18 protein-coding genes are annotated in these 22947 nt (G+C 65.5%); 8 read left to right on the top strand and 10 right to left on the bottom strand.

All coding sequences use genetic code 11. From position 1 onward, the window contains the following. Positions 1 to 144 precede the first annotated feature (144 nt). On the top strand, positions 145 to 2517 hold the full coding sequence (gene recG, locus EYW47_RS18500; protein WP_133196276.1) for an ATP-dependent DNA helicase RecG: 2373 nt from the start codon (positions 145 to 147) through the stop codon (positions 2515 to 2517). Positions 2518 to 2716: 199 nt separating this feature from the next. After that, on the top strand, positions 2717 to 3676 hold the full coding sequence (locus EYW47_RS18505) for a hydrogen peroxide-inducible genes activator (protein WP_133196277.1): 960 nt from the start codon (positions 2717 to 2719) through the stop codon (positions 3674 to 3676). A 61-nt stretch (positions 3677 to 3737) separates the two neighbouring features. Here the strand turns inward: EYW47_RS18505 and EYW47_RS18510 are convergent, their stop codons facing one another. Next, the gene (locus EYW47_RS18510; protein ID WP_133196278.1) at positions 3738 to 4529 is read right to left on the bottom strand and encodes a hypothetical protein; all 792 of its coding nucleotides are present in this window, start codon (positions 4527 to 4529) and stop codon (positions 3738 to 3740) included. A gap of 500 nt (positions 4530 to 5029) precedes the next feature. On the opposite strand from EYW47_RS18510, the gene EYW47_RS18515 reads away from it, so the two are divergent. From EYW47_RS18515 to ubiA, 4 genes are all read left to right on the top strand, one after another. Next, positions 5030 to 6487: a catalase gene (locus EYW47_RS18515; protein WP_133196279.1), complete on the top strand. Its 1458-nt coding sequence runs from the start codon at positions 5030 to 5032 to the stop codon at positions 6485 to 6487. Positions 6488 to 6805: 318 nt separating this feature from the next. After that, complete coding sequence (locus EYW47_RS40930; protein ID WP_165976603.1) at positions 6806 to 6982, top strand: hypothetical protein; 177 nt, start codon at positions 6806 to 6808, stop codon at positions 6980 to 6982. 174 nt (positions 6983 to 7156) lie between these two features. Beyond that, positions 7157 to 7645 carry a Dps family protein gene (locus EYW47_RS18520; RefSeq protein WP_133196280.1) on the top strand — a complete coding sequence of 163 codons (489 nt, stop codon included), beginning with the start codon at positions 7157 to 7159 and terminating at the stop codon, positions 7643 to 7645. Positions 7646 to 7944: 299 nt separating this feature from the next. After that, positions 7945 to 8808: a 4-hydroxybenzoate octaprenyltransferase gene (gene ubiA, locus EYW47_RS18525; RefSeq protein WP_133196281.1), complete on the top strand. Its 864-nt coding sequence runs from the start codon at positions 7945 to 7947 to the stop codon at positions 8806 to 8808. 162 nt (positions 8809 to 8970) lie between these two features. Here the strand turns inward: ubiA and proC are convergent, their stop codons facing one another. From proC to EYW47_RS18555, 6 genes are all read right to left on the bottom strand, one after another. Then, positions 8971 to 9786, bottom strand: coding sequence for a pyrroline-5-carboxylate reductase (gene proC / locus EYW47_RS18530; protein WP_133196282.1), 816 nt, complete (start codon positions 9784 to 9786; stop codon positions 8971 to 8973). 22 nt (positions 9787 to 9808) lie between these two features. Beyond that, the gene (locus EYW47_RS18535) at positions 9809 to 10507 is read right to left on the bottom strand and encodes a YggS family pyridoxal phosphate-dependent enzyme (protein WP_133196331.1); all 699 of its coding nucleotides are present in this window, start codon (positions 10505 to 10507) and stop codon (positions 9809 to 9811) included. Between the two features lie 211 nt (positions 10508 to 10718). Then, on the bottom strand, positions 10719 to 11948 hold the full coding sequence (gene glcF / locus EYW47_RS18540; RefSeq protein ID WP_133196283.1) for a glycolate oxidase subunit GlcF: 1230 nt from the start codon (positions 11946 to 11948) through the stop codon (positions 10719 to 10721). Between the two features lie 18 nt (positions 11949 to 11966). After that, positions 11967 to 13055, bottom strand: a complete 1089-nt coding sequence (gene glcE / locus EYW47_RS18545; protein ID WP_133196332.1) for a glycolate oxidase subunit GlcE — start codon at positions 13053 to 13055, stop codon at positions 11967 to 11969. A gap of 348 nt (positions 13056 to 13403) precedes the next feature. Continuing rightward, positions 13404 to 14909, bottom strand: a complete 1506-nt coding sequence (locus tag EYW47_RS18550) for an FAD-linked oxidase C-terminal domain-containing protein (RefSeq protein ID WP_133196284.1) — start codon at positions 14907 to 14909, stop codon at positions 13404 to 13406. Between the two features lie 114 nt (positions 14910 to 15023). After that, the gene (locus EYW47_RS18555; RefSeq protein WP_133196285.1) at positions 15024 to 16439 is read right to left on the bottom strand and encodes an FAD-binding oxidoreductase; all 1416 of its coding nucleotides are present in this window, start codon (positions 16437 to 16439) and stop codon (positions 15024 to 15026) included. 262 nt (positions 16440 to 16701) lie between these two features. On the opposite strand from EYW47_RS18555, the gene EYW47_RS18560 reads away from it, so the two are divergent. Together EYW47_RS18560 and hmpA are read left to right on the top strand one after the other, a co-directional pair. After that, positions 16702 to 17307, top strand: a complete 606-nt coding sequence (locus tag EYW47_RS18560; protein ID WP_133196286.1) for a cob(I)yrinic acid a,c-diamide adenosyltransferase — start codon at positions 16702 to 16704, stop codon at positions 17305 to 17307. A gap of 169 nt (positions 17308 to 17476) precedes the next feature. After that, positions 17477 to 18682, top strand: coding sequence for an NO-inducible flavohemoprotein (gene hmpA / locus EYW47_RS18565; RefSeq protein WP_133196287.1), 1206 nt, complete (start codon positions 17477 to 17479; stop codon positions 18680 to 18682). 155 nt (positions 18683 to 18837) lie between these two features. On the opposite strand, the gene aroG is transcribed toward hmpA, so the two are convergent. The 3 genes from aroG to EYW47_RS18580 all read right to left on the bottom strand — a co-directional run bounded on the left by aroG (position 18838) and on the right by EYW47_RS18580 (position 22761). Continuing rightward, entirely contained in the window at positions 18838 to 19911 is a 1074-nt protein-coding gene (gene aroG / locus EYW47_RS18570; RefSeq protein WP_133196288.1) for a 3-deoxy-7-phosphoheptulonate synthase AroG, read from the bottom strand. Between the two features lie 408 nt (positions 19912 to 20319). Continuing rightward, positions 20320 to 21786, bottom strand: a complete 1467-nt coding sequence (tldD, locus tag EYW47_RS18575; protein ID WP_133196289.1) for a metalloprotease TldD — start codon at positions 21784 to 21786, stop codon at positions 20320 to 20322. 105 nt (positions 21787 to 21891) lie between these two features. Further along, positions 21892 to 22761: a carbon-nitrogen hydrolase family protein gene (locus EYW47_RS18580; protein ID WP_133196290.1), complete on the bottom strand. Its 870-nt coding sequence runs from the start codon at positions 22759 to 22761 to the stop codon at positions 21892 to 21894. Between the last annotated feature and the right edge of the window lie 186 nt (positions 22762 to 22947).

A 22947-nucleotide genomic window follows, 5' to 3' on the forward strand; every position in this document is an offset into this window, starting at 1 on the left:
CAGCTATGATTGCGGGACATGCCCGTTTGGGACATGCCCGTCCGGGACGTGCCCGTTACGCGGCGTGCCTGGATTGGAGCGGGCTGCCGCGCTTCACGCGCTGCGCCTTGCCGGAAAGCCGATATTGTACTTGCGAAGCTGCTCATGCCCTCGTCCGTTAGCCGATTGATCTCCGAAGCCGATGCCGCGAACGAAGCGCACGACGACGTGCGTGAGCTCGACAAGGTGCGCGAGGCCAGCGCGACGTCAGGCAGCGCGCGCGCTCGCGGGCGCGCCGCGGCGCTCGAGCCTTCGGATGCGGCGCTGCCCGCGGATCGCGAGGCTCAGGCGCCGAAGGCGTCGGCGCCGCGCAAACGCGCCGCCACGAAGCCATCCGCCGATAAAGCCGCCGATAAAGCCGCTGATAAGGCCACGTCGAAAGACAAGCCCAAGCTCGCCAAAACCGCCGACCGCCTCGCCAAGCTCGGCCTCACGCGCGACATCGACCTCGTGCTGCATCTGCCGATGCGCTACGAAGACGAGACCACGCTCACGCCCATCGGCGAACTGTTGCCGGGCGGCGTGGCGCAGACCGAGGGCGTGGTGTTCGACAACGAGATCGCTTATCGCCCTCGCCGCCAGTTGCTCGTGAAGCTGCGCGACCACAACGGCGACGAACTGCATCTGCGTTTTCTGAACTTCTACGGCTCGCAGGTCACGCAGATGGCTGTGGGCAAGCGTCTGCGCGTGCGTGGCGATGTACGCGGTGGCTTCTTCGGCATGGAGATGGTGCATCCGGCGGTGCGCGTGGTGGAGGGCGACACGCCGCTGCCGCAGGCGCTCACGCCGGTCTATCCGTCGACGGCGGGTGTGAGCCAGGCGTATCTGCGCAAGGCGATCGACAACGCGCTCTCTCGGGCTTCGCTGCCCGAGTTGCTGCCCGAAGCCGTCGCGCACGAGTTCATGGCGCCGCTCAATCTGCCGCCGCTGATGGACGCGGTGAAGACGCTGCACCACCCGCCCATCGATGCCGACGAGCATGAGCTGATCGACGGCACGCACCCCGCATGGACGCGCATCAAGTTCGACGAGTTGCTCGCGCAGCAGCTCTCGCTCAAGCGCGCGCACGAGGAGCGTCGCACGCGCGCCGCGCCTGCGATGGCGCGCCACGTGGCCGGACGCGATACCAGCACGGCATTGCTTGCGCGTCTGCGCGAAGCGCTGCCGTTCAAGCTCACGGGTGCGCAGGAGCGCGTGGTCGGGGAAATCGCGCACGACCTCGAACAGCCGCATCCGATGCAGCGCCTGCTGCAAGGCGACGTGGGCAGCGGCAAGACCGTGGTGGCGGCGCTCGCCGCCGCGCAGGCCATCGACGCCGGCTATCAGGCCGCGCTCATGGCGCCCACCGAAATCCTCGCGGAACAGCACGCGCGCAAGCTGCGCGGCTGGCTCGAACCGCTCGGCGTGCAGGTGGCCTGGCTCTCGGGCAGCCTCAAGGCGAAGGAAAAGCGCGCCGCGATCGAAGCTGCGGCGCTCGGCACCGCGCAGCTCGTGATCGGCACGCACGCGATCATTCAGGACGCCGTGGAATTCGCGCGGCTCGGTCTCGTGATCGTCGACGAACAGCATCGCTTCGGCGTGGAGCAGCGCCTTGCGCTGCGCGCCAAGGCGCAAAACGCAAAGGCGCCGGAACACGGCGCCGCCGCGCGCGAGTTCCAGCCGCATCAACTGATGATGTCCGCGACGCCCATTCCGCGCACGCTCGCCATGACGTACTACGCGGACCTCGACGTCTCCACCATCGACGAGTTGCCGCCCGGCCGCACGCCCATTCTCACGAAGCTCGTCTCCGACGCGCGCCGCGAAGAAGTGATCGCCCGCGTGCGCGCGGCGGCGCTCACGGGGCGCCAGATCTACTGGGTGTGTCCGCTGATCGAGGAAAGCGAGACGCTGCAGCTCCAGACCGCGGTAGAAACATACGAAACGCTCGTGGCCGCGCTGCCGGAGCTCACGGTCGGGCTGGTCCACGGGCGCCTCGCGTCCGCGGACAAGGCTGCCGTCATGGACGCGTTCTCGCGCAACGAAGTGCAGCTGCTGGTTGCTACGACCGTGATCGAAGTGGGCGTGGACGTGCCCAACGCCTCGCTGATGGTGATCGAGCACGCCGAGCGCTTCGGGCTCGCGCAGCTGCACCAGCTGCGCGGGCGGGTGGGGCGCGGTACTGCGGCGTCGGTGTGCGTGCTGCTCTATACCGGGCCGCTTTCGCTCACGGGGCGCGCGCGTTTGCAAACCATGCGCGAGACCACCGACGGTTTCGAGATCGCGCGCCGCGATCTGGAGATTCGCGGCCCCGGCGAATTCCTCGGCGCACGTCAGTCGGGCGCGGCCATGCTGCGCTTCGCGAGCCTCGAAAACGACGCCTGGCTGATCGACCCCGCGCGCGACGCGGCGGAGTGCCTGCTGCGCGAGTGGCCCCACGTCGTCATGCAGCATCTGAATCGCTGGCTCGGTGCGCGCGAGCAGTATCTGAAGGCTTAGCGTCCGCTTACCGCATCCGGTGGCCAGGGCGCCACGCTGTCAGCGCAAAAGCTGCAAGCGCGGAACCTGTGCGCCGCTACGCCGTCTGACCCCTCATGTGATCCCGCCCCGCATAGGGGCGTTGATTATTGGCGAATCGCTGCCATAGGTGTATAAGTACAAACTATTGATTCACCCTTTTTGATTGGTCCCCAAAGAAATGACGCTCACTGAATTGAAATACATCGTTGCGGTTGCCCGCGAGCGCCACTTCGGCCGGGCCGCCGAGGCGTGCTTCGTGAGCCAGCCGACGCTCTCGGTCGCGATCAAGAAGCTCGAAGACGAGCTGAACGTACAGATTTTCGAGCGCGGCACGAGTGAAGTCAGCGTGACTCCCATCGGCGAGCAGATCGTGACGCAGGCGCAGCGCGTGCTCGAGCAGACGCTCGCGATCAAGGAAATCGCCAAGCAGGGCAAGGACCCGCTCGTCGGTCCCCTGCGCCTGGGCGTGATCTACACGATCGGGCCGTATTTGCTGCCCACGCTCGTCAAGCAGATGATCAAGCGCGTCCCGCAGATGCCGCTGATGCTGCAGGAGAACTACACGCTCAAGCTGATCGAGCTGCTCAAGCAGGGCGAGATCGACGTGGCGATCATGGCGCTGCCGTTTCCCGAAACCGGGCTCACGCTGCGCGCGCTCTACGACGAGCCGTTCGTGGTCGCGCTCCCTTCGGGCCACGCGTGGGAGCAGCGCGAGAAGATCGACCCGGATGACCTCAAGCAGGAAACCATGCTGCTGCTTGGCAGCGGCCATTGCTTCCGCGATCACGTGCTGGGCGTGTGCCCCGAGCTCATGCGCTTTTCGCAGAACGCCGACGGCATTCAAAAGACCTTCGAAGGCTCGTCGCTGGAGACCATCCGCCACATGGTGGCGAGCGGCGTGGGCATTACGGTGCTGCCGCGCATGTCCGTGACGGAAGTGAAGCCGCATGCGGGCGGCGTGGATTCGGGGCTGCTCTCGTACGTGCCGTTCGACGAGCCGGTGCCGGACCGCCGCGTCGTGCTCGCGTGGCGCAAGAGCTTCACGCGCATGCCGGCGATCGAGGCCATTGTCGATGCGATTCACGCCTGCGAGCTGCCGGGCGTGAAGAAGGTCGAGGCGCCTGCCGAGGTGGCTTGAGGGATGCGATGTTCGGGCTGCACGAGTGAGGCAGGGCTTGCGTCCGGCCTCACTCATGGGCTTACTGGGCGTAGCCGGTCATCGTGTAGTTGTTGAATGGAACTGGGCCACTCGAATTGCCCTTGACTGAGTCCGGGAAAAAGTAATACGTCTTTCCGGCAGTTATTGGCAGCATCATTGATGTTCCGGATGTGTAGGCCCGGCTGAAATCTGTCAGAGATTCAGTCTCCAGAAGTTGCGCGTTACCGTCACCGGCGGTGAGTGATACGCCGAGCTGCGATGCCCCCGCAGGTACATTGAAAGTAAAGTAGACCCTGTTCGCCGGTCCACTCAGCCCGGACATGGGCTCGCCAATATTGAGCGGAATGACCTGGTTGGGCTGCGGACCCGCAAAGGTGTTCAGCGTGACGTTGCTATACGACGATCGCGTGCCGATCAGGATGTAGATCGTTTTCGTCGCGGTGAGCGGTGCGAACGCCCACTGGCAGGTGCGACTGCTCACGCAAATCATGTCACTACTCCCGGACCCGAAATTTGGGTCGGAACTGAGCGTGACGGCCGGGCTGCCGGTTCCTCCCGCCGCTTCGATCTTGACGGCAGTCGTGCCCACGGGCAGTGTCAGCGCAAAACGTGGTTCGGTCTCTCCTGCCGAGAGTGACAGATTCGAAGCGGATTGGCCGGGCTGGATCGTTGTGGGAAATGGGCTGTAGGCGCTCTTCGCCGTCGCTTTCGCGACGGCATCTATTGCATCCGATCCGCCACCACAAGCAGTCACGACGAACGAACCGCAAAGTGCTGCCGCAAGCGCCATGGGGCGTATGCCCGAAAATGAGCGTTGTTCGGTGTATTTCATCAATACTCCTTATTAAATATTATTGACTCTCAGGTTCATTTCGCCTATCAGGCGAACCCTTTGCCGATCGGAGTTGTAAAAAACTTTCGACCCCAGATTGACCTTCTCGAAGGTATTAGTGGTGCTGCCGACGTGTCAATCGGAAGGTCGGTGAAGGACGCGCTGGGACAAAGACGCGTATGACCCCAATAAATCTCGCCTATACGATAGATTAAAATAATCAAATTACTATAATTGATAGTTATTGATATAGTCTCTCCAACCGATCCACCCCGAGATCAACTGGAGAAAGCGATGCAAACCAACGTTCCGAATACCGCCGCCGCCACCAGCACCAACGCTCCAGCGCGCGTCGTTACGAGCCTGCGCACGGTCGCGTTTTCGTTGCTCGTCGACCGGGCGCTGTCGGCCTGAAGGCGCCGGCTGGCGCGTACCCGCCAGCTTCCCCGCACCGAACGCCGCTTCGCCGCACCGATCACCGCTCTTATCAGGAGTCCAGAATGACCGACCGTACCCTTACCTCCGCAGCAGGCGCACCCGTCGTCGACAACCAGAACTCGCTCACCGCCGGCTCGCGCGGCCCGGTCATGTTGCAGGACGTGTGGCTCATCGAAAAGCTCGCGCACTTCGACCGTGAAGTGATTCCCGAGCGCCGCGTGCACGCGAAGGGCTCGGGCGCGTTCGGCACGCTCGAGGTCACGCACGATATCTCGCGCTACACGAAGGCCAAGGTGTTCAGCGAAGTCGGCAAGCAAACGCCGCTCTTCATGCGCTTTTCGACGGTTGCGGGCGAGCGTGGCGCCGCCGACGCCGAGCGCGACGTGCGCGGCTTCTCGATCAAGTTCTACACGGAAGAAGGCAATTGGGACGTCGTCGGCAACAACACGCCGGTGTTCTTCATCCGCGATCCGCTCAAGTTCCCGGACTTCATCCATACGCAAAAGCGCGACCCGCGCACGAACCTGCGCAACAACGTCGCGGCGTGGGACTTCTGGGCGCTCCATCCGGAGTCGCTGCATCAGGTCACGATTCTTATGAGCGATCGCGGCATTCCGAAAAACTACCGGCAGCAGCACGGCTTCGGCTCGCACACGTTTTCGTTCATCAACGCGAATAACGAGCGCTTCTACGTGAAGTTCCACTTCAAGTCGGCGCAGGGCGTGCAGAACTACACCGACGCCGAAGCGGCGCAGGTGGTCGCGCAGGACCGCGAATCGGCGCAGCGCGATCTCTACGACGAGATCGAGAAGGGCAACTTCCCGAAATGGCATTTCCGCATTCAGGTGATGCCCGAGGCCGATGCCGCGAAGGTGCCGTACAACCCGTTCGACATCACGAAGGTGTGGCCGCACAAGGATTACCCGCTGATCGACGTGGGTACGATCGAGCTGAACCGCAATCCGGAGAATTATTTCGCGGATGTCGAGCAGGCCGCCTTTACGCCCGCGAACGTGGTGCCGGGAATCGGCTTCTCGCCGGACCGTCTGCTGCAGGGGCGTTTGTTCTCGTATGGCGATACGCAGCGCTATCGGCTCGGCGTCAACCATCACCAGATTCCGGTGAATGCGCCGCGCTGTCCGTTCCACTCGTTTCACCGTGACGGCGCGCTGCGTACCGACGGCAACCTCGGCGGCACCGTGAACTACGAGCCTAGCCGCACGGGCGACTTTGCGCAGCGTCCGCAGGCCGGCGAGCCGGCGCTCGCAGCGGGTGCGGTCGATCACTACGATCACCGCGAGGACGACGATTACTACAGCCAGCCGGGCGCGCTGTTTCGCCTGTTCGATGCGGGGCAGCGCGAACGACTCTTCGCGAATATCGCGCGCGCCATCGCGGGCGTGCCGGACGAGATCGTGCAACAGCAGATCGAGCATTTCCGCCGCGCCGATCCGGCGTACGCGCAAGGCGTGATCGCGGCGATTGCCGCGTTCGCCGAGGTGCAGAAGGTTGCGAAGTAAGCGGTGGAACAAGCAGTGAAACAAGCGGCGCAACGTTGCGTCGGGCACATGGCCGCCGTCTGCGGGCAGGGCGAACACACGCACGCAGGCAATACAGGAAGTCGCGGCGGTGGCGCCCAGGCGCGCTACCGCTGAGGCAACGTCAAGCTTTGCATGGGAGTGCGAAGCATGGGACCGCGCTAAGAGCTTTGCTTCAAGTGCGGTCGACCACGAAGCAAGGGGCCGCACTAAGAGCTTTGCATGGGACCGGAGTAAGTGCTGAAGCACTAACTCCGGTCGACAGCTAAAGCGCTAAGTGCGGTCGACAGGAGCACGAACATGACCAGGACGATGACGATGACACTCAAGACCGTGGGCCCGGGCCGCGCAGCCGCAATGGCGCGCACGCGCGCCGAGGGTACGCAGGTGGTGCGCCGCGTAGTGGGCTTCGCGATCGTGGCGAGCGGCTTCGTGGCACTCGCCACGCAAGGGCTCGCACACTTGATGGGCCATTGAGCCCGTACGGCCCTGCACGTTGCATCTGGCGTACCGAATCGAAGGGCCGGGTGAGCAGCCGCACGAAATGATTACGCTACAGCGCCCCTCCGATCTGACGTTCGCGTGTCGCGGGCCGCATCGGCACGGCCGCATTGAAAGACCGGTAGTTTTTTTGCCAAAAAAGGAGTTCGCATGGACAAGAAATCTGTTGTGCAGCACGTGAATATCGGCATTAGCGACCACGACCGCGAGAAGATCGCGCAAGGGCTCTCGCGCCTGCTCGCGGACACCTACACGCTGTATCTGAAGACGCACAATTTCCATTGGAACGTCACGGGGCCGATGTTCAACACGCTCCATCTGATGTTCGAGACGCAGTACAACGAGCTGTCGCTGGCTGTGGACGCCATTGCCGAGCGCATCCGCGCGCTGGGCGTGCACGCGCCGGGAACCTACAAGGATTTCGCGAAGCTCTCGTCGATTCCGGAAGCCGATGGCGTGCCGGCCGCTGAAGACATGATTCGCCAGCTCGTGGAAGGTCAGGAAGCCGTCGTGCGCACCGCGCGTGCGATCTTCCCGTCGACGGAGGCCGCCAACGACGAGCCGACCGCCGACCTGCTCACGCAGCGCATGCAGACGCACGAGAAGACGGCGTGGATGCTGCGCTCGATGCTGGCGTGATACTGGCTTGATGCCTGCCTGCCGGCACAGGGTGGGGTTACGCGCTCTCACGCCTTCGTGTTTTCGCATCGGTGCGGCGACTGATGTGCCAAGCCCGCTGGCAGGTCCGGCGGGCATTTTTTTGCGGCGTGGCGTGTTTCACGGCGTGCTCATTGTGCCAACCCATCGCGCCCATGCATCGGGCCCACTCATCGCGCCCGCCCATCGCGCCCGAATTTCCGCCCACGACGATGATGACCCGGCGGCGAAGCACCTCGGCTCTCGCCTACAATAGCGGCATCGTTTTTCGCGCTCCCATCATGTTCGCCCGACTCCCGCTCTATCTGCGGCTCGTCCGCATGGACAAGCCGATCGGCAGCCTGCTGCTGCTGTGGCCGACGCTCAACGCGCTGTGGATCGCCTCGAATGGCCATCCCTCGCTGTCTCTGCTCCTCATCTTCACGGTGGGCACGGTGCTCATGCGTTCGGCGGGCTGCGCGATCAACGATTACGCCGATCGCGACTTCGACCGCCACGTGAAGCGCACGGCCGAGCGCCCCATCACCTCGGGCCGCATCCGCGCATGGGAGGCGGTCGCGATTGCGGTTGCGCTCGCGTTCGTCTCGTTCCTGCTGATCCTGCCGCTCAATGCGCTCACCAAGCAGCTTTCGGTGGTGGCGCTGTTTGTGGCAGGCTCGTATCCGTTCACGAAGCGCTTTTTCGCGATTCCTCAGGCGTATCTGGGTATCGCGTTCGGCTTCGGCATTCCGATGGCATTCGCCGCCGTTCAGGACCATGTGCCGATGCTCGCGTGGATCATGCTGGTGGCGAACGTGTTCTGGTCGGTGGCCTACGACACCGAATACGCGATGGTCGACCGCGACGACGACATCAAGATCGGCATCCGCACGTCGGCGCTCACCTTCGGCCGTTTCGACGTGCTGGCGATCATGCTCTGCTACGCGCTCACGCTCGGCATCTACGTCTGGGTGGGCGTGACGCTGCGCTTGGGCGTGCTGTACTGGCTGGGCTGGGCGGCGGCGGCAGGTTGCGCGATCTATCACTACACGCTCATCAAGGACCGCGAGCGCATGCCGTGCTTCGCGGCGTTCCGCCACAATAACTGGCTGGGCGGCGCGCTCTTCGTCGGGATTGCGGCGCACTACGCCGCCGCGGGGATGTAAGCGATCCGGCTGCGCCGGGAGCAGTCGTAAAAAAAGCGCCTTTGGGCGCTTTTTTTACGTGCGCGACGCGGCAACGCACGTCGCATGCCTACCCGGCGGGATCTACCCGGCGGGATCTATCCGGCGGGATCTATCCGGCGGGATCTACCCGGCCTGACCGAATTACTGCTTGCCGAACTCCTCGCCCATCTCCTTCGCACGCGCATCCGCGGCCAGCGCGCCGCGCACGATCGCGTCCTTGATGGCCGATGCGTCGAACGAAGCGAGCGCCGCCGCGGTGGTGCCGCCCTTGGACGTCACGCGCTCGCGCAGCACCGCGGGCGGCTCGTCGGACTGCAGCGCGAGTTGTGCCGCGCCCGTGAAGGTGGCGATGGCGAGCGCGCGGCCTTGCTGCGCGTCCATGCCGAGCTGGCGGGCGGCTTCTTCGAGGGCCTCGATGAAATAGAACACGTAGGCCGGGCCGCTGCCCGAGATGGCCGTGACGGCGTCGATCTTGCTTTCGTCATCGAACCAGACTGTCTGGCTGACTGCGCCGAGCACGTTCGACGCGAGTTCGCGGCCCGCCGCGTCGACGCCGCTGCCGGCGCAGAGGCCCGTCGCGCCCATGCCGATCAACGCGGGCGTGTTGGGCATCGTGCGCACGATGCGCGCGTGGCCGCCCAGCCAGCGCGAGAGGTCCTCGATGCGGATGCCCGCCATGATGCTGATCACGACCTGATGCGCGCCCAGATGCGCTGCGATCGATTGCGCCACCGCCTTGGCGATCTGCGGCTTCACGGCGAGCAGGACCGCGTCGTATTCGGCGAGCGCGCCGTCGGCGGCTGCACCGGTACGGATGCCGAACTGATCTGCGCTGCGCTTGCGCGCGTCCTCGTTGGGGTCGATCGCGTACAGGTCGCCGGCGGAGACGCCCTTGCGGATCAAACCGCCGATGATTGCAGCGGCCATGTTGCCGCCGCCGATGAAGGCAATTTTCATGGTGATGGAGTGCGTCAGTGGATCAGTGAGAGTAATCGCGTGCACCGAAGATGGCGGTGCCGACGCGCACGATGGTCGCGCCTTCGAGCACGGCGGCCTCGAGGTCCGCCGACATGCCCATCGAGAGCGTGTCGAGTGCGAGGCCATCTGCGCGCAGGGCGTCGAAGAGCTCGCGCAACTGGCGGTGCGGCGCGCGCTGCGCGTCGAGCGTCTGCTCGGGCTCGGGAATCGACATCAGCCCGCGCAGACGCAGGTTGGGCAACGCGGCGACGGCGCGCGCGACCTGCGCGGCTTCCTGCGGAGCCACGCCGCTCTTGGTCGCCTCGCCGCTCACGTTCACCTGCAGGCAGACGTTGAGCGGCGCCATGCTGGCCGGGCGCTGCTCGGATAGGCGCTGGGCGATCTTGAGACGGTCGACGGAATGAACCCAGTCGAAACGCTCCGCCACGGGGCGCGTCTTGTTCGATTGCAACGGTCCGATGAAATGCCATTCGAGACTCGTGCGCAGGTCGGCGAGCGTCTCGATCTTGTCCACGGCTTCCTGCACGTAGTTCTCTCCGAAGGCCCGCTGGCCCGCCGCGTGTGCGGCGCGCACGTCTTGCGCCGGAAAGGTCTTCGATACCGCGAGCAGCGCAACGGATTCCGGCACGCGGCCCGCATTGCGTGCGGCGGCCGCGATGCGCTGGCGGACGGCTTCGAGATTGTGAGCGAAATCGGTCATCGGCATGGAGGCCGGCTGTGGCATTGCCGCGCTTGCGCGCGTGCCGCGGCCGTAGGAACGTGAAACGAACGAGGGCCATTATACGGACTATGCGGACCGTGCCCGGCGCTCAAAACCCGGTTCGCGGTCCGCCGAAAGCCCTATGCCGAATGGCCGACTGTTGGCGAAAGCGGCGATTCGCTACGCTGGTACGACATCGAAACCCTTCGGCTCAGTTGGCCGCCAGCATATGTTCCACGAGCTCGATCCAGTGCGTGACCGGAATCGTCGTGCCGCTTTGCAGGTGCGCGATGCAGCCGATGTTCGCCGAAACGATCAGTTGCGGCTCCAGTGCCTTGAGCCGTTCCACCTTCTGGTTGCGCAGCGTGTAGGACAGGCGCGGCTGCGTGATCGAATAGGTCCCGGCGGAGCCGCAGCACAGATGGCTGTCGACAGGCAGGCGCACCTCCAGCCCGAGCGCGGCGAGCACCTTCTCCACGCCGCCACGCAGTTGCTGGCCGTGCTGCAGCGTGCAGGGCGGGTGATACGCCACGCTGTGAATGCCGCGTCTGCGCGTGGCCGCTACGAGCTGGTCCTGGAACGCGGGCAGGATCTCCGAAAGATCGCGCGTGAGATCGGCAATGCGTCGCGCCTTGTCCGCGTAGGCCGGATCGTTGCGCAGCAGGTGCGCGTATTCCTTGACCGTCGCGCCGCAACCGGAGGCGTTCATGACGATCGCTTCCACGCCTTGCTCGACGTAGGGCCACCAGGCGTCGATGTTCGCGCGCACGTCGTGCAGCGCATCGTCCACGTAACCGAGGTGCAGGCGGATCGCGCCGCAGCAGCCGGCTTGCGGCGCCACCACGGTTTCGATGCCGAGCGCGTCGAGCACGCGCGCCGTGGCCGCGTTGATGTTCGGCATCATCGAAGGTTGCACGCAACCCGCGAGCATGAGCATCTTGCGCGCGTGCTTCGCCGTGGGCCACACGAGCGGCCGCTGGCGCACCGGCACCTTGTCGCGCACGCGCCGCGGCAGCAGGGCGCGCACCTGCTGGGCCACGCGCATGACCGGCGAAAACAGCATGCGGTGCGGCAGGAAGCCCGCGAGGAAGCGGCGCATGAGGCGCTGGCGCAACGGGCGCGGCACCATCTGCTCGGCGTGCTTGCGGCCCACTTCCACGAGCCGGCCGTATTGCACGCCGGAAGGGCAGGTGGTTTCGCAACTGCGGCAGGTGAGGCAGCGGTCGAGATGCGTGAGCGTGCTTTTCGTGACAGGGGCGCCTTCCACCATCTGTTTCATCAGATAGATGCGCCCGCGGGGGCCGTCCAGCTCGTCGCCGAGCAACTGATAGGTCGGGCAGGTCGCGGTACAGAAGCCGCAGTGCACGCACTTGCGCAGGATCGCGTCGGCTTCGTCGCCGTCGGGAGTGTTGCGAATGAAGTCCGCGAGGTTCGTCTGCATTGCCGCGTGAAGGTCTCGTCAGAAGTCGGAATAGAGGCGCCCGCGATTGAAGACGCGGGCCGGATCGAACGCGGCCTTCAGGCCGCGGTGGATCTTCATGAGCGGCGCGGGCAGGGGCGTGAACACCCCGGCGCTGCGGTCGTAGTCGCGGCCGGTGCGGAACATCGTGGCATGGCCGCCGGCTTGTTTTGCACTGATGCGCACGGTTTGCGCGTCGGTTTCGGTGATCCACCAGCGTTGCGCGCCGCCCCATTCCATCAGCTGCGCGCCCGGCAACTGCAATGGCTCGGCAATCGAGGGCAGCGCGAGACGCCACAGCGCGGCGCCGGGCGTGATCGAGCCGAAGAACGGGTCGGTCTGCTCGCGCAGTCCCGCCCAGAAGCGTTCCGCTTCCACGGCGTCCACGACTTCACCGCCAAGCGACGCGCGCGCGGCCTTCACGCCCGCCTCGGCACCCGCGAGCCGCACGGCGAGCGTGCCGTTGCGCCAGGCGCTGGCCGTCATCGGCAGCGGACGGCCGCCCCATTCGTTGAGCTTGCGCACGGCGTCCGTGCCGTTCATGTCGAACTTGAGCGTGGTCTCCGCTTGCGCCACGGGCAGCACCTTCACCGAAAGCTCGAGAATGAGGCCGAGCGTGCCGAGCGAGCCCGCCATCAGGCGCGAGACATCGTATCCGGCCACGTTCTTCACGACCTGGCCGCCAAAGTGCAGCACCTCGCCGTGGCCGTTCATGAGCACCGCGCCCAGCACGAAATCGCGTGCGGCCCCCGTGCTCGCGCGGCGCGGCCCGGCAATGCCGGCGGCGATGCAGCCGCCGAAAGTCGCCTGGGGGCCGAAGTGGGGCGGCTCGAAGGGCAGCATCTGGCCGTGCGACGCAAGCGCGTGCTCGATCTCGAGCAGTGGCGTGCCGGCTCGCGCCGTGATGACGAGCTCGGCCGGGTCGTAGGCAACGATGCCCCGGTGCGCGCGCGTGTCGAGCACTTCGCCTTCGAGCATCTGGCCATACCAGTCTTTCGTGCCGCCGCCGCGTATGCGCAGCGTGCGTCCGTCTGCGGTCGCCGCGCGGATGCGCTCGGACCAGACCGCGACGATGTCTTCCTCTTCCATGATTTCCATGGCGCGTTTGTCGTTGTGGTTCGTTCGATTGTACTGGCGCGCCTCACTCTGGCAACCCGGGGCAGGCCCGCATGGTGGCGCGGCGCAAACGAGGGGCAGAGGCAAGGGCGACTGGCGCGGGCACGCAGTGGGCTATGGAACCGGGTGAAATTGGGTGTGATGCCGGGAATGGCATGCAAAACGCACGATTTCGCGCGATATTCGCCAGGCGGTTACGCAAAACGCATGCGCTGTGCACAACAAAGGACGCATGCATCGGCATTTGCATGGCCCATGCGTTTGGCGTTCCAGCTTGCGCACCGCTTCGCGCGGTGCGCAAGCGCGGTTCAGGAGCGGGGTTTAAAAGCGCGGCAGGTCCGGATGCGGCAGCAGATTCCCGCGCACGTGCATCTTGCCGTATTCGGCGCAGCGCGCACGCGTGGGGATGCCCTTGTCGGGGTTCAGCAGGCCGGCCGGGTCGAAGGCATGCTTCACGGCATGAAAAGCGTCGCGCTCCTCTCGCGAGAACTGCACGCACATCGAGTTGATCTTCTCGATGCCCACGCCGTGCTCGCCCGTGACCGTGCCGCCCAGCTCCACGCAGGTTTCGAGGATGTCCGAGCCGAACGCCTCGGCACGGTGCCACTCGTCGAGATCGTTGCCGTTGAAGAGGATGAGCGGGTGCATGTTGCCGTCGCCCGCATGAAATACGTTGATGCAGCGCAGCCCGTATTGCGCTTCCATTTCGTGGATGCGCGCGAGCAGCCGTCCGATCGCGCGGCGCGGCACGGTGCCGTCCATGCAGTAATAGTCGGGAGAAATGCGGCCCGCGGCCGGAAACGCGTTCTTGCGGCCAGACCAGAACCGCAGGCGCTCTTCCTCGGTGCGCGAGATCTGGATGCGCGTGGCGCCATGCTCGCGCAGCACGGCGGTCATGCGCGCGATCTCCTCGGCGACCTCCTCGGGAGTGCCGTCGGATTCGCACAGCAGGATCGCGGCGGCGTCGAGATCGTAGCCCGCGTTGACGAACTCTTCCACCGCGCGCGTGGCGGGCTTGTCCATCATTTCGAGGCCAGCGGGAATGATCCCCGCGGCGATGATGCCCGCCACTGCGTCGCCGCCTTTCACGACGTCGTCGAAGCTCGCCATGATCACCTGCGCCGTCTGCGGACGCGGAATCAGCTTGACCGTGACCTCGGTGACGATGGCGAACATGCCCTCGCTGCCGATCATCACCGCGAGCAGATCGAGGCCCGGCGCGTCGGGGCCGAGCGAGCCGAACTCCACGATCTCGGCATCCATCGTCACCGCGCGCACGCGCAGCACGTTATGCACGGTGAGGCCGTATTTGAGGCAATGCACGCCGCCCGAATTCTCGGAGACGTTGCCGCCGATCGTGCAGGCGATCTGCGAGGACGGGTCCGGTGCGTAATAGAGGCCGTAAGGCGCGGCCGCGTCGGACACCGCGAGATTGCGCACCCCGGGCTGCACGGTGGCCGTGCGCGCGTAAGGATCGACTTCGAGGATGCGCTTGAAGCGCGCGAGCGACAGCACGATGCCATGGCGGATCGGCATGGCGCCGCCCGACAAACCCGTGCCCGCGCCGCGCGGCACGATGGGTACGTCGAGGCGCCGGCAGATTTGCACGATGCGCTGCACTTGCGACTCCGTCTCCGGCAGCGCTACGGCAAGCGGCAGCCGCCGGTATGCCGCGAGCCCGTCGCATTCATAGGCGACCGTGTCTTCTTCCCGATGCAGCAGGCAGTGCGCAGGCAGCACGGCCATCAACGCCTGAACGACTTCGCGCTGCCGTTGCGCGAGGACTTCCGGCGTCAGGTCCGGCAAATTCGCCTCCGGTGCGTTCATGTCTCCTCCGGTCCCATGCATGATGATTTTGGCCCGACGGTTGTCCGTCTGGGCCGTTGTTGCCGGCGTGGCGCCCCCAACTCGAGCGGGGCGCTCAAACCCGGACGCCCCGGACTACGCCGCCCAACTGAAGATCTTGCCGGGGTTCATCAGATTGTGCGGATCGAGTGCGTGCTTGATGGCGCGCATCGTGTCGACCGTGTCGGCGCCGTGCTCCTCCACAAGGAAGCCCATCTTGTGCAACCCAACGCCATGCTCGCCCGTGCAGGTGCCGTCCATCCGGATCGCTCGCTGCACGATGCGGTGGTTCAGGCGTTCGGCTTCCTCGATTTCCTCGGGCTTGTCCGGATCGATCAGGATCGCTACATGGAAGTTGCCGTCGCCCACGTGGCCCACGATCGGGCAGGGCAGCGGCGAGGCCTTGAGATCGGCCTCGGTTTCCACCACGCATTCGGCAAGGCGCGAGATCGGCACGCAGACGTCCGTCGTCACGGCGCGGCAGCCGGGCTTGAGCTGCAACATGGCGAAGTAGGCGCTGTGCCGCGCGTTCCACAGGCGATTGCGGTCTTCGGGGCGCGTCGCCCATTCGAAGCCTTCGCCGCCGTTTTGCGCGGCAAGCTCCTGCACGAGCTGAGCCTGTTCCGCTACGCCCGCTTCGGTGCCATGGAACTCGAAGAACAGCGTGTGCTTTTCGCGCAGCGTCAGGTTCGAATGGCGATTGATCGCGCGCACCGCGAGCGAATCGATGAACTCCACGCGCGCAATCGGCACGCCCATCTGGATTGTCTCGATGACCGTGCGCACGGCTTCGGCCATCGAAGCAAACGCGCAGACCGCCGCGGATACCGCTTCTGGCTGCGGATAGAGCCGCACCGTGATTTCGGTGATCACGCCGAGCGTGCCCTCGGAGCCCACGAAAAGGCGCGTGAGGTCGTATCCCGCCGCCGACTTGCGCGCGCGCGCGCCGGTTTTGATGACGCGGCCGTCCGCGAGCACGGCGGTGAGGCCGAGCACGTTCTCGCGCATCGTGCCATAGCGCACGGCGTTGGTGCCGGAGGCACGCGTCGCCGACATGCCGCCGATGCTCGCATCCGCGCCCGGATCGATGGGGAAGAAGAGGCCGGTGTCGCGCAGCGCTTCATTGAGCGCCTTGCGCGAGATGCCGGGCTCGACGGTGACGGTGAGATCTTCGGCGTTGATCGCGAGCACGCGATTCATCTGCGAGAGGTCGATCGAGACGCCGCCCTGTACCGCGAGCAGATGGCCTTCGAGCGACGAGCCGTTGCCATAGGGAATGATCGGCACGCCATATTGCGCGCACAGTCTCACGATGGACTGGACCTCTTCGGTGTTTTGCGCGAAGACGACGGCGTCGGGCAACTGCGGATCGAAGCGCGATTCGTCGCGGCCATGATGCGCGCGCACGGCTTCGGAAGTGGAAACGCGTTCGCCGAACGCGCTGCGCAGCTGGTCGAGGAGATCGGCGGGGAACGGGCGGCGTGCGATGGCCGGCGGCGCGGGATGATTCACGCGGATGTCTCCTTCGTTTGAACGTAATATTCGGCGCGCTTCATTTTACGCTCAACGTTCGCACGCGCGTTCCGCTGGCTGCGGCGGGGCTGGAACGGGCAAGCGCCGGCAGGGTTCGGCTTGTGCGTGGCGGGCCGAGCTGTACGCAACCGCAGCACGAAACCGCAGCACGAAACATTCAGGGCGAAATCTATAGTCCCCGCCGGCGCTCGCGCACGAGACAATGACGATTCAACCTGTTCGCCATACGGAGAGACATACCATGGGCAACCGCCTGAGCAAGATCACCACGCGCACGGGCGACGACGGCACGACGGGCCTCGGCGACGGCAGCCGCGTGCGCAAGGACGACGTGCGCATTGCCGCGATCGGCGAAGTCGACGAGCTGAACTCGCACATCGGCGTGCTGCTATGCGAGACGCTGCCCGACGACGTGCGCGCCGCGCTTACGGTGATTCAGCATGACTTGTTCGACCTGGGCGGCGAGTTGTGCATGCCCGGCCACACTATCGTCACGGATGCTCACCTCGCGCGTCTGGACGGCTGGCTCGCCGAGTACAACGCGACGTTGCCGCCGCTCAAGGAATTCATCCTGCCCGGCGGCTCGCGCGCGGCGGCGCTCGCGCATGTCTGCCGCACCGTGTGCCGACGCGCGGAGCGCCTGATCGTCGCGCTCAGCGCAGAGCAGGGCGAGACTGCGTCACCCGCACCGCTTGCGCAAGCGCCGCGCCGCTACGTGAACCGGCTCTCCGACCTGATGTTCGTGCTCGCACGCGTGCTCAACCGGGCGGCAGGTGGCGCCGACGTGCTCTGGCGCCACGACCGCGGTGCATCAAATGGCCAGCCCGAAGCCGGTTCCAACGAATAAAGGGATCGAAGCGAAGCGGTAGAGGAGCGGCGTCCGCCCTGTAAAGCCGGACCGCCGGTGCCGCTCTCATCCCGCAATCGGGACAATGCTGGGGTGCGACAAAATGCCTGGGTCGGCTTGTCTCATTAAACATGTATCGTGTTTGCATGTTTAACAAGGAGAAGCCGCAATGACTGCGCTCACCGCCGACCAGATTGCCCGCGTCAAGGCCACCGCGCCTGTTTTCGCCGAACACGGCACCACCATCACGAAGCACTTCTACAAGCGGATGTTCAACGCGCATCCGGAACTGAAGAACCTCTTCAACCAGACGCACCAGCAGAGTGGCAGCCAGCCCGAAACGCTCGCTCGCGCGGTCTACGCTTACGCGGCGAACATCGACAATCTCGGCGCACTTGGCGGCGCGGTCTCGCACATCGCAAACAAGCACGCCAGCCTGAACATCCGTCCGGAGCACTATCCGATCGTCGGCCGTCATTTGCTGGGTGCGGTGGTGGACGTGCTCGGCGACGCCGTCGATCAGCCCACGCTCGACGCCTGGGCGGTGGCTTACGAGCAGCTCGCGAACATCATGATTGGCGCCGAGGCGAAGCTCTATGAAGCGGCGCCGTGGAGCGGCTTCCGTCCGTTCAAGGTGCTGCGCAAGCACGTCGAAAGCGACGAGATCACCTCGTTCTACCTCGCGCCCGCCGACGGCGCGCCGGCCGGCGGCTTCGAGCCGGGCCAGTACGTGAGCGTGACGCGCTATGTCGACAAGCTCGGCGTCGACCAGCCGCGCCAGTACAGCCTCTCCGACGCACCGCACGGCCGCTGGCTGCGCATCTCGGTCAAGCGCGAAGACGGCCGCGGCGAAGTGGAGCCGGGTCACGTCTCGAACCTGATGCATGACGGCGTGGAAGAAGGCGCGGTCGTGCACGTGAGCGCGCCGATGGGCGAATTCAAGCTCGATCGCAAGAAGACCACGCCGGTCGTGCTGCTGAGCGGCGGCGTGGGCATCACGCCGATGGCGTCGATGCTCACCACGCTGCTGGCCGAGCGCAGCGCGCGCAAGGTGACCTTCGTGCACGCCTGCCGTAACCGCAGCGTGCACGCGTTCGGCGACTGGATGCGCCGCAGCGCGGCCGAGCATCCGAACGTGAAGCTCGCGGTGTTCTACGAAGAGGTGGGCGCCGAAGACCGCGTGGGCATCGACTACGACTTCGAAGGCCGCGTCGAGCTCGAGCGCATTGCCGCCGACGCGATTTTGCCGGATGCCGACTACTACGTTTGCGGGCCGGTGGCGTTCATGCGCGCGCAGCGCGATGCGCTGGTTGCCCGCGGTGTCGATCCTGCGCGCATTCACACGGAGATCTTTGGTTCGGGCGTGCTCGACTGAGGCTTCGTTTTTCCGCGGTTGTGTCCGACGCGGACGAAAAAACGCCCGGCAAGCCATGCCGGGCGAACTGGAGAATTCGATTCGTCTGACTCAGCGGATCGACGCAACGCCCCGGTTCTCGCCGGGGCGTTTTTCGTCGATGAACAAAAAACCGCTCAGTTGCCGCTGCCGCGCGCGACGCGGCGCTGCTTGACCGCCTCGGCGAGCCCTTCGAGCACGCCCACGCTTTCATCCCAGCCGATGCATGCGTCGGTGATGCTCTGGCCGTAGGTCAGCTCGCAGCCTTCCTTGAGGTCCTGGCGGCCCGCCACGAGGTGCGACTCGACCATCACGCCGATAATGCGCTCGTCGCCCGCCGCGACCTGGCGGCCGATGTCCGCGCACACGGGAATCTGGTTTTCGTGCTTCTTCGAGCTGTTCGCGTGGCTCGCGTCGATCATCAGGCGCGCCGCGAGACCCGCCTTGCCGATATCGCTGCACGCGGCGTCCACGCTTTGCGCGTCGTAGTTCGGCGTCTTGCCGCCGCGCAGGATCACGTGGCAGTCCTCGTTGCCGGCCGTCGAGACGATGGCCGAGTGGCCGCCCTTCGTCACCGAGAGGAAATGGTGCGGCTGCGAGGCGGCCTTGATCGCGTCCACGGCGATCTTCACGTTGCCGTCCGTGCCGTTCTTGAAGCCGACCGGGCACGAGAGGCCCGAGGCCAGCTCGCGGTGCACCTGCGACTCGGTCGTGCGTGCGCCGATCGCGCCCCACGAAACGAGGTCGGCGATGTACTGCGGGCTGATCATGTCGAGGTACTCGGTGCCCGCCGGCAGGCCGAGCTCGTTGATCGAGACGAGCAGCTCGCGCGCGGTGCGCAGGCCGTCGTTGATCTTGAAGCTGTTATCCATGTACGGGTCGTTGATGAGACCCTTCCAGCCCACCGTCGTGCGCGGCTTTTCGAAGTACACGCGCATCACGATCTCGAGCTCGTTCTTGAAGCGCTCGCGCTGCTCCACGAGCCTGGTCGCGTATTCGAGCGCGGCCTTGGTGTCGTGAATCGAGCACGGGCCGACGATGACGATCAGGCGGTCGTCCATGCCGTGCAGGATGCGGTGCAGGGCGCGGCGCGACTCGAAGATCAGCGTCGAGGCGGCTTCCGAGCACGGGAACTCGCGGATCAGGTGTGCGGGCGGCGTGAGTTCCTTGAGTTCGCGAATGCGGACATCGTCGGTGTTGTGCGGGGGCATGGCTGTTTCTCCTGATCCTGTGTAGCGTGCAACGCGCGTGCGATGCGTCGAAAATCGGTTAGATGAAAGTGAGGCTCGTATGGGGTAAGGACGAAAAAAAACCGCCAGACTCTGCTGGCGGTTTCTCGTGTATTCGGGTTCCTGCGCGTACTGTCAACCCTCTCGATCCGCCAGCGGTCTGAGATACCAAAAGAAGTAAAAGTAAAACTTCGTGGCGAACATGGCGGGTTGCTGTCTGCTACGTCGAAAAGGGTGATTGCCTTTATAACCCGAGCTTCTCGTGGCTGGCAAGCCGGGTCGTGAAAAAACGCGGATTATCCGCGAGTTCAGAGTGTTCGATGCGGGAAATTCGCGCGGCGGTGCGGATTTTCCGCATCGCCCTGCATGAATCCTGCGCTCAGGCGGACCTCAAACCGTGCCGCCCACCGTCATGCGGTCGATGCGCAGCGTCGGCTGGCCCACGCCTACGGGCACGCTCTGCCCCTCTTTGCCGCACACGCCCACGCCCGAGTCGAGGCGCATGTCGTTGCCGATCATGCTCACGTACTTGAGCGATTCCGGGCCGCTGCCGATCAGCGTCGCGCCCTTCACGGGGTAGGTGATCTTGCCGTCCTCGATCATGTACGCCTCGGAGGCCGAGAACACGAACTTGCCATTGGTGATGTCGACCTGGCCGCCGCCGAAGTTCACGGCATAAAGCCCGTTCTTCACCGAAGCGATGATCTCCTGCGGATCCTTGTCGCCGTTGAGCATGTAGGTGTTGGTCATGCGCGGCATCGGCAGCGCGGCGTACGACTCGCGGCGCGCATTGCCGGTCACGGGCATCTTCATGAGGCGCGCGTTGAGCGAGTCCTGGATGTAGCCCTTGAGAATGCCGTCCTCGATCAGCGTCGTGCACTGCGTGGGGTTGCCTTCGTCGTCGATGTTAAGCGAGCCGCGGCGGTTGGGCAGCGTGCCGTCGTCGACCACGGTGACGCCCTTGGCGGCCACGCGCTGGCCGATCTGGCCTGCGAACGCCGACGAGCCCTTGCGGTTGAAGTCGCCCTCGAGCCCGTGGCCGATGGCCTCGTGCAGCAGCACGCCGGGCCAGCCCGGGCCGAGCACGACGGACATTGCGCCGGCCGGGGCCGGGCGTGCTTCGAGATTGACGAGCGCCGCGTGCACGGCGTCGTCGACGTACTTCGAGAGCACGTCGTCGGTGAAATAAGCGTAGTCGAAGCGGCCACCGCCGCCGCCGTTGCCAATCTCGCGGCGGCCGTTTTGCTCGGCGATCACCGTAACCGAGACGCGCACGAGCGGGCGGATGTCGGCGGCGAGGGCGCCGTCGCTGCGCGCGACCAGCACGACGTCGTATTCGCCCGCGAGCGCGGCCATCACCTGGGTGATGCGCGGGTCGCGCGAGCGCGCCATCTGCTCGATGCGCTCGAGCAGCTTCACCTTCTCGGTGGCGTCGAGCGAGGAAAGCGGGTCGGAAGGCAGATAGAGGTCGCGGCCCGCGATGCCCTTGAGCGAAGTGGCCACCTTGATCTTCTGCTTGCCGCCGCCCGCCTGCGCGATCGAGCGCGTGGCGATGGCCGCCTGCCGGATCGCCTCGGGCGAGAGGTCGTCGGAGTAGGCGAACGCGGTGCGCTCGCCCGAGACGGCGCGCACGCCTACACCCTGGTCGATGCTGAAGCTGCCCGACTTGACGATGCCTTCCTCGAGGCTCCAGGCCTCGCTGCGCGTGGTCTGGAAGTAGAGGTCGGCGTAGTCGACGCGGTGCGTGAAGATCTCGCCGAGTGTGCGCGTGAGCACTGCCTCGTCGAGGCCGTAGGGCGTAAGGAGCAAGTCCTTCGCGGTCGCCAGATTGCGGATGCCGGGTTCGATGATGTTCATGCGCTCAGTAAGCTTGGTAAGCAATCTCGGTAAGCAGTGTCTGTCAGGATAGATTCGGGCGAAACGCCTTGAAATCAAGCGCTTCAGTTGCGGTTCAAGGGCATATCAGGGGCAGTCCAGTACGCGATGCCGCCACGCGGGCAGGCTCGCGCGCACCGCGGCAATGCGTTCGAGGTCGATGTCGCCGATCACCGCGCCGGGGTTTTCGTCGCGCACGTCGACGATCTCGCCCCACGGGTCGATCAGCATGCTGTGGCCCCAGGTGCGGCGGCCGTTCTCGTGCTGGCCGCCTTGCGCCGCCGCGAGCACGTAGCACTGGTTCTCGACCGCGCGGGCGCGCAGCAGGGTTTCCCAGTGCGCGCGGCCCGTGGTGTACGTGAATGCGGACGGTACGACCATCAGCGCGCAGTCCCCCATACGTCGATAGAGCTCGGGAAAGCGCAGATCGTAGCAGACCGACAGGCCGACGCGCCCGAACGGCGCGTCGAAGGTGCGCACCTCGGCGCCGGGGCGGATCGTGCGCGCCTCGTCGAACGATTCGGCGCCTTTTTCGAAGCTGAACAGGTGGATCTTGTCGTAGCGCGCGCGCTCTGCGCCGCTCGGGTCGAACACGAGCGTGGTGTTCAGCACGCGTGTTTCCTCGGGCGCCTTCAAAGGCAGCGTGCCGCCGATGATCCAGACACCGTGACGCTTCGCGGCATCGGCGAGAAAGCGCTGGATCGGGCCGTCTCCGTAGGCCTCGCGCACGGCGAGCTTGTCGCTGTCCTTGTGACCCATGAAGCAGAAGTATTCCGGCAGCAGCACGAGGCGCGCGCCTTGCCTCACGGCCTCTGCGATCAGGCGATCGGCGTCGGCCAGGTTGCGTTCGCGATCGGGCGTGCTGACCATCTGCAACGCCGCGACGCGAAACGGCGTGTCGGCCGATCCACGGGATCCATTGGAGGCGGGCGTTGCGGGAGAGGGCGTATCGCTCATCGACGGCTCTTGAATGAACAGAAGAGGGTGGTCCCGGGAACAGTGCGTTGTGCGGCGCAATCGTGAGCACTGACACGCATGCGCCGTGCCCGGCAGGCGGCGGCCTCGGCTATCTCGGCCGCATCGACCGCATCGACCGCATCGGCCAGCGGGGTCCGGCGCGAGGCCGCGAAGCGAGCCGCTGCG

The sequence above is a fragment of the Paraburkholderia silviterrae genome, from assembly GCF_004353915.1.
Taxonomy (GTDB): domain Bacteria; phylum Pseudomonadota; class Gammaproteobacteria; order Burkholderiales; family Burkholderiaceae; genus Paraburkholderia; species Paraburkholderia silviterrae.

Coding starts and splice junctions, on each gene's coding strand:
- recG (WP_133196276.1), top strand. CDS start 145: ATGCCCTCGTCCGTTAGCCGATTGATCTCCGAAGCCGATGCCGCGAAC.
- EYW47_RS18505 (WP_133196277.1), top strand. CDS start 2,717: ATGACGCTCACTGAATTGAAATACATCGTTGCGGTTGCCCGCGAGCGC.
- EYW47_RS18510 (WP_133196278.1), bottom strand. CDS start 4,529: ATGAAATACACCGAACAACGCTCATTTTCGGGCATACGCCCCATGGCG.
- EYW47_RS18515 (WP_133196279.1), top strand. CDS start 5,030: ATGACCGACCGTACCCTTACCTCCGCAGCAGGCGCACCCGTCGTCGAC.
- EYW47_RS40930 (WP_165976603.1), top strand. CDS start 6,806: ATGACCAGGACGATGACGATGACACTCAAGACCGTGGGCCCGGGCCGC.
- EYW47_RS18520 (WP_133196280.1), top strand. CDS start 7,157: ATGGACAAGAAATCTGTTGTGCAGCACGTGAATATCGGCATTAGCGAC.
- ubiA (WP_133196281.1), top strand. CDS start 7,945: ATGTTCGCCCGACTCCCGCTCTATCTGCGGCTCGTCCGCATGGACAAG.
- proC (WP_133196282.1), bottom strand. CDS start 9,786: ATGAAAATTGCCTTCATCGGCGGCGGCAACATGGCCGCTGCAATCATC.
- EYW47_RS18535 (WP_133196331.1), bottom strand. CDS start 10,507: ATGACCGATTTCGCTCACAATCTCGAAGCCGTCCGCCAGCGCATCGCG.
- glcF (WP_133196283.1), bottom strand. CDS start 11,948: ATGCAGACGAACCTCGCGGACTTCATTCGCAACACTCCCGACGGCGAC.
- glcE (WP_133196332.1), bottom strand. CDS start 13,055: ATGGAAGAGGAAGACATCGTCGCGGTCTGGTCCGAGCGCATCCGCGCG.
- EYW47_RS18550 (WP_133196284.1), bottom strand. CDS start 14,909: ATGAACGCACCGGAGGCGAATTTGCCGGACCTGACGCCGGAAGTCCTC.
- EYW47_RS18560 (WP_133196286.1), top strand. CDS start 16,702: ATGGGCAACCGCCTGAGCAAGATCACCACGCGCACGGGCGACGACGGC.
- hmpA (WP_133196287.1), top strand. CDS start 17,477: ATGACTGCGCTCACCGCCGACCAGATTGCCCGCGTCAAGGCCACCGCG.
- aroG (WP_133196288.1), bottom strand. CDS start 19,911: ATGCCCCCGCACAACACCGACGATGTCCGCATTCGCGAACTCAAGGAA.
- tldD (WP_133196289.1), bottom strand. CDS start 21,786: ATGAACATCATCGAACCCGGCATCCGCAATCTGGCGACCGCGAAGGAC.
- EYW47_RS18580 (WP_133196290.1), bottom strand. CDS start 22,761: ATGAGCGATACGCCCTCTCCCGCAACGCCCGCCTCCAATGGATCCCGT.